The organism is Frankia sp. AgKG'84/4 (assembly GCF_023242965.2).
Taxonomy (GTDB): Bacteria; Actinomycetota; Actinomycetes; order Frankiales; family Frankiaceae; genus Frankia.
Map to the genome: position 1 here is coordinate 1 of NZ_JALKFU020000324.1, position 5,933 is coordinate 5,933.

7 protein-coding genes, 1 tRNA gene, 2 pseudogenes and 1 riboswitch are annotated in these 5,933 nt (G+C 67.9%); of the genes and pseudogenes, 3 read left to right on the forward strand and 7 right to left on the reverse strand.

Going from position 1 to position 5,933, the window contains the following annotated elements:
* Positions 1-207: 207 nt before the first annotated feature.
* Positions 208-336: riboswitch (cobalamin riboswitch) on the reverse strand.
* 299 nt (positions 337-635) lie between these two features.
* The gene (locus MXD58_RS18065) at positions 636-899 is read left to right on the forward strand and encodes a hypothetical protein (protein WP_248840160.1); all 264 of its coding nucleotides are present in this window, start codon (positions 636-638) and stop codon (positions 897-899) included.
* A 109-nt stretch (positions 900-1,008) separates the two neighbouring features.
* Positions 1,009-1,227, forward strand: coding sequence for a heavy-metal-associated domain-containing protein (locus MXD58_RS18070; RefSeq protein ID WP_248840159.1), 219 nt, complete (start codon positions 1,009-1,011; stop codon positions 1,225-1,227).
* A 774-nt stretch (positions 1,228-2,001) separates the two neighbouring features.
* Here MXD58_RS18070 and relB read toward each other — a convergent pair.
* The 7 genes and pseudogenes from relB to MXD58_RS18100 form a co-directional block, all read right to left on the reverse strand.
* Positions 2,002-2,067, reverse strand: a pseudogene (gene relB / locus MXD58_RS31180) (type II toxin-antitoxin system RelB family anti-toxin); the annotation flags it as partial.
* 9 nt (positions 2,068-2,076) lie between these two features.
* Positions 2,077-2,244 (reverse strand): hypothetical protein, encoded by a 168-nt coding sequence (locus MXD58_RS18075; protein WP_248840158.1) that lies wholly within the window; start codon positions 2,242-2,244, stop codon positions 2,077-2,079.
* Positions 2,241-2,561 (reverse strand): hypothetical protein, encoded by a 321-nt coding sequence (locus MXD58_RS18080; protein WP_248840157.1) that lies wholly within the window; start codon positions 2,559-2,561, stop codon positions 2,241-2,243. Before MXD58_RS18080 ends, MXD58_RS18075 begins: the two co-directional genes overlap by 4 nt.
* Positions 2,562-2,999: 438 nt before the next feature.
* Positions 3,000-3,072 (reverse strand) — tRNA-Glu (locus tag MXD58_RS18085).
* Between the two features lie 110 nt (positions 3,073-3,182).
* Positions 3,183-3,962 carry a hypothetical protein gene (locus MXD58_RS18090; RefSeq protein WP_374616306.1) on the reverse strand — a complete coding sequence of 260 codons (780 nt, stop codon included), beginning with the start codon at positions 3,960-3,962 and terminating at the stop codon, positions 3,183-3,185.
* A 333-nt stretch (positions 3,963-4,295) separates the two neighbouring features.
* Positions 4,296-4,502 (reverse strand): developmental transcriptional regulator BldC, encoded by a 207-nt coding sequence (gene bldC / locus MXD58_RS18095; RefSeq protein ID WP_248818902.1) that lies wholly within the window; start codon positions 4,500-4,502, stop codon positions 4,296-4,298.
* 152 nt (positions 4,503-4,654) lie between these two features.
* Positions 4,655-5,485, reverse strand: coding sequence for a DUF8083 family protein (locus MXD58_RS18100; protein ID WP_248840156.1), 831 nt, complete (start codon positions 5,483-5,485; stop codon positions 4,655-4,657).
* 127 nt (positions 5,486-5,612) lie between these two features.
* Between MXD58_RS18100 and MXD58_RS18105 the strand changes: the two are divergent.
* Positions 5,613-5,933, forward strand: a pseudogene (locus MXD58_RS18105) (hypothetical protein); the annotation flags it as partial.

Here is a 5,933-nt window from a genome sequence, read left to right on the forward strand (position 1 = left end):
CCATCCACCATCCAGCCCCTCGACGCCATTACGATCATTCTATCGAGGCGTCGCTACGACCGTTTGACGCCGCCGGGGAAGGTAGCAGTGCGCCACGTGGGCCAGGTGCTGGGGGGCGACGCCCACGACCAGGACCATCCAGGCGACGACGTTCATCACCAGGATGACGGACAGGATCACCCCGATGTTGCGCCCTTCGGCGCGACCGAGTCGGGCGGAGGAGACAGATCACTCCGGTGTCGAATCCGCCTTCCCGGACACACATCCAGTGGCTTCGTGAAACCGACTTCATCTGCTTACAGTGGCGAGGGCCGCTTCGGTATCACACCGAATTCCCGAGCGCCAAGGTTGATGGCACGTTAGCGCCTACTGCCACCTCACCGGAAGCCCGCTCATCTCACCGCAAGCCCCGCTCGGCTGGTCAGATGACGGCAGGTGATCCGACGATCCCTACATCAGGCTGGCGCTCCCGCCCGGGCCGGGTCGACTGTTCCGGCCGCCCGAAGAAAATCGAGAAGTGGACTTCTCCGACAGACTGTAGGACATTTATGATGTCGTCCTGGTGGGGTCTGCCTACCGACCTGCTGGGCAGAGCCCTGCATACTGTGATCGCCCTTCGCACCCCGGGAGCCGACATGGCCGAGTCCGGAACTTCCCGTCACGTCCTGACCTTCTGCGGCAAGTGCAGCTGCGGCTGCCCGGAGCTGTTCGTCGACCATGACGCGCAGCCCGAGCGGCGCATCGTGCTGACCGACGATTTCGGCCAGCGAATCCAGATGAGCGTGGAACAGCTCGAGGTCATCATCGACGAGGCCAAGGCCGGGAACATCACATCCCTGGTCGAGGCGGAACTCGCCCTGGGTGTGGCTGAGATCCGCAGCCCTGCCCCAGCTATCTGAGCGATGGTGCCAAACACCACAGTGACCTAGTTCGGGATGCATCCCGGCGCCTACTACGCTCCGTCGAAGGAGCCTCAATGGTGAGGCACACCCAACGGTAGGAGCGTCCGTGGCAACGTTGACGATGCAGGTGCCCGACATCAGCTGCGGGCACTGCAAGGCGGCAATCGAGCAGGCAGTGGGCCAGATCCCGGGTGTCGTCACGGTGTCGGTCGACGTTGCCGCTACCTCGGTAAGGGTAGAGCGGGCCGATGGGGTGGCCGTCGCGTCGATCGAAGCAGCGATCGTCGAGGCCGGTTACACCGTCGGGACCATCGCTGGGGTATGACCGTGGTGACCCTCCCTACAATGGGTGCGCAGGTTGGCGGCACACAAAGCGTCGATCTTTCGGCCGCTAACTTAAGATCTTCGAGATCGGGCCAGATCCTGCCACGGCGGCGCTGATCGCTCTGAGCCGCGGCGTTAGCGATCCGACGGGCTGTCTTCTTGATTGTCAGGATTGCTGGGATCCTCGGCAGGCGACTGATTTCCCTAGGTCGGATGCGGGCTGGTCCTCGTTCGTCCGATTCTGAGCAATTCAGGCCAGAACGTCGTTGATCGCTCTTGCCTGCACGACCTGACGACGTTTTCCCTGCTCGCCATCCAAGCCGTGGATCTCAAGCACCATGGTGAGTGGCTCTCGACGCTCGCTGGCCCGAGGCCTGTTCGGTGTTGTTGGCGGGCCCGTCGACTGATCGTCGCGGCCTGATTCCATGCGCTAAAGCTATGCGCGTGCGTGGCGGAGTTCGCGAGGGTGCCCGTCCACGTCCGTGGTCTTCCGGGAGCCCCTCTCAACGTCGATGAATCCCGGAGCGCAAGAGCCCAGGGGTTTCATGACTCGAAGTCCGCCGGGTATAGGGATCAGTACGCCGGCCCAGTGGTCGGAAGGCGGCCATACGTCACATACTCTCGCCGAGCTGCCGATGAGCCGCTGTACGGGTTAGCGGAGTGTCGAGAGGTCGAGAGTGGTTTCGTGGCCGTCGGCGAAGCTGACGATCATGCGGGCGGTGCCGCCGATCGCCGCCAGGTAGGCGTTGAGCGTCGACAGCAGCAGGTCGTGGGGCTATTCCAGGCGGCTGATGGCTGCCTGAGTGACACCCATACGCCGCGCGAGCTCGACCTGGGTGAGTTCGGCGGCCTAGCGGAGCGCGGCCAAGCCCATCGCGTAGGTCTGGTCGGCTTCAGCCATACTCGCACGGACCTGGGCGACCTCGTCGGCGATGTCGGGCCGCTGAGCTAGCCGGCGGATGCGGTCGTTGCCGCGGATGAACGTGACGTCGCCCTCGGTCGTCTCGTTGTCGGTCATGGAGCGCCTCCTTGCTGGCGTAGCCAGGCGTCGACGAGAGCTTCGCCGCGGATCGCGGCGCTGGCGTAGAACACGTCGCCGATCGTCTTCGTGTCGAACCCGATCAATGCGACCACAGCGCGGTCGCCGGCGGGGAACCAGCAGATGATCCGGACTGCGACGTCCGGGGCGAACGGATGGGCGGCGCGCCAGAGGTCGTGGCGACGGGCTTGGCGCGCCCGTTTGGAGGTCGGGGACTCCTCGATGGGTCTGGCAGGGAGGTCAGTGAGCGCCTGCAGGAGCGCGACGGCGACGGCGAGAAGAGTGCCTCCCCGCACGTCCGCGGGTCAGCCAGCGGCCGAACTCGTCGGTCCAGTCGACGATCACCATCCCGATTATGAGCCCCGACTAATACAACCTCAAGCTCATACCCTGCTGCTCGACGTCGAGGACCGAATCCCACCAGAACCAGCGAGACCCCGCCACGACGGCCACAGCCGACGGCCGGAGCGAGTTACTGGGGGTCGAAAGCTACAACGGTCATCTCGACGCCGCCGCTCACCCCACGACTTCATCATCCCGCGCGGTCAACGACTCACAGGTCGACCATCACCCCCGGCAGGAGACGAACCTATGCAGGACGAGCTGTCCCATATCGGACAATAGAGGGCACGCAGCCCGCCCACTGTAAGCGATCGCTCGACGGCCTGCCGGAATCGGCGCTGGTAGGCACCATCTCGATCAGCTAGCTTCAGCCATGAGAAGACTACGGAATGTGCCCCCAACGGGATTCGAACCCGTGCTACCGCCTTGAAAGGGCGACGTCCTGGGCCGCTAGACGATGGGGGCCGGCTGGCGATCGGGGGTGGCCCGGCATGCGCCCGACCAGACCTCGATCATCTGTAGCACTGCCAGCATAGGGGATGGCCCGGGTGGGCGACAAACCCCATGCCGGCCGATCACTCCGGCGGACCCCGCAGGGCGGGACGCGGGTCGGTCCAGCGATAGCGGGCGCGGAAGAACGCGCGCACCGGGCGGGCGCCGATCGCGATCGAGTGCTCGATCTGTACCGGCTCGGCCACCGCACCGGAGCCGCCTGCGCCGGAGGCGGCGAGGCCGCCGGACTGGGCGAGATCGAAGGCCATAGTGACGTCGTCGGCCTGGGCATTCGGGGTGTTCGGGTCGTAGACGCGCACGGTCACCGCCGTGCCGACCTGGTGGTAGGCGTAGGCGAGGACCTGGTGGTTCAGGCCGAGCCGGCGGGGGTCGGCCGAGCGGACCGTGACGATCCCGAGCGGCGCGAGCCGGCCGGCGTCGAGGTCCAGGCGGATGCGCGGCCACTCTTCGGCGAGGCTGCGGGCGCCCACGCCTGGTCGCCCTCCCGAGCGGCCGTCGGGGCCGCGCATGAGCCCGTAATAGCGGGCGACTCCCCGCGGCAGGTCAAAGCTGTCGAAAAGCCGGCGCACCAGGTACGCGTACAACGGGCTGCCCCGCGCCGGTGGTGTCTGGTCCGGCGGTGGGTCGAGGCGCGCCTCGACGAGATCGCGCACCGCGAAGATCATTCCTCCGCACAGGCCCTGGCTGGCATCGCCAATGCCGATATCCCAGGGCAGGCCTGGGGCGCGGGCACCGAGCAGCGGCTGCGCCGCAAAGCTGTTCGAGAAGCGGAACGCCTCGGTGCTCGGCAGGAAGCCAGAGACGGCCGAAGACGCCTCCCAGACCGCGCAGCGGCCTGGCAGGCGCACGGACGAGCCCGGCGGACGACCGTAGGGGCCGTCCGCCGGTTCCCCGAACAGGTCCACCCTGTGCCCTCCCGGTGCTCAGGTGGTCCTTGACGCGCGCAGTCTCACGCGCGGGTCCGGGCACCAGTCTCGCGGCTGGCAACCCGGGTTTTTGCATTTTCTTCACACTTGATGACCCGATAGTGCGTTTCGCGGGCTCCCCGAAGGTCGTGTCCGCGACCGTCGGTCCCACGCGACCAAGCGCGAGCGTCGGGGCCCCGCTGGGGCTCCGAGCCGCGCACGGACGAGCTGGGGTGGTGCCTGCCGGCCCACACGCCGGGTGAACACGATCTAGATGTCGCCTCCCATGCTCGGAACACCCTTGAGCAGGGCACGCACCTCGGCCTCTCGATACCGGCGGTGCCCACCAAGGGTCCGAATCGACGTCAGCTTGCCGGCCTTCGCCCACCGGGTAACGGTCTTCGGATCAACCCGAAACATCGTGGCTACCTCGGCGGGCGTCAGCAGTGGCTCGGCGTCCGGCGTTCGTGTCGTCATTGTGTTGGCCTCCCGTCACAGAGCGTCGCTCCGTCCCATACAGATCGTGCATCCTTCGGGGGCATTTCGGACATGGCACGTCAGGACCATCTGCTGACTAGTCACAGCTCGTCCGAAGCGGACGGCGACTCTCTGTTAACGGATTGCGTCGATCAGCTTGCGGATTCCCGTGCCTGCAGGGGTCTCCACCTCATGAGGACCCGTTCGTAGGCTTCGACCGCTAGGTCTGTTCGCCCACGGCGTAACGCGCTGACAGCCTCGACGATGTCCTCTACGGAGTTGTCGCCTCGAAGCATGTCATCGTCGAGCAGGTCAACTAGCCCGTCGTAGTCCAGTTCGACCCTGCTCTGCGGATGGAAGGACCCCAGCCAACGGGCCAGATCACCGATGCCCTCGACGGTGGGCGCGTCCGCCGAACCCGAACGCAAGGTCTCCATCGCCTCCACCGCACGGCTGGCCCGGCGCCGCGCCAGGCTCATCGTGGTCCGGTAGATCATCGAACGCTCGGCGGTGTCACCCGTCACCAGCGACCGCTCGGCCGGGTCGAACAGCAGGAACCACGGCGGCGGCACCATCCAGGTGGACGTCTGCACGTGGACCTTGAGCATCGGGCGGCGAGCCTTCCAGCGGTCCAGCTCGGCCTCGGCCGGCTCGGTGATTCGCCGCGGCAGGAAGGCCTCGGCTACCCGCTCGGGCATCCCGCCGCGGAAATCCACCGCCGCCTGCCACACCCGAAGCTGGGTCGACCACGGGCAGACGAACATCAACCCATCGATCCACTGCACGAACGCCGACTCGTCGGCGACGTCGAGAGTCGGCCGGACGGCAGCGAGGATGGCGACGGCCCGCTCGCGGCGGGAGCCGGCCCGGCGCGACGGCGGCCCGGCCGCCGCGTAACGCTGCCAGCGCCCGCGCTCGGCGGCCGGAAAGGCGGCAAGGGGCTCATACACCCGCAGGTAGGCCGCAGGCGAAACGACAGACATGCTCTAGCTCCCCAGGACCGCCGCGAGCGCCACAGCCGCGCCAGACCGCCCTCGCGGGCACGACCCGACCGTCATCCCCAGGGACAGCGCGGGACGCACCCACAGGACGCACCCGCCGTGTCGGGACATGTCCCTCGACGAACGCCGGGTCGCCGCGGACGACACCCACGCGGATGCCCTGGAACCTGGCATGCCTCGATCCTGGCACGACCACCGGGGCGCCGTCCGGCCTACCGCAGCCGTAGGGTGCGCCAAGGGGCGACCGGGTGCTGACCGGCACCGCGCCGGGCGCCGGGCGGCGCGGGCGCGGGCCCCGGGGGCGGGGGTGGAGGGCGGGGGGGGGGGGGTGGGTGCGCCGGGCGCGTGGGGGGCGCGGGGCCGCTGGCGGGCGCCCCCCCCCCGCCGCCCCCCCGCCCCCACGCCGAAGAACTCCGCCGCCTCGGTGACC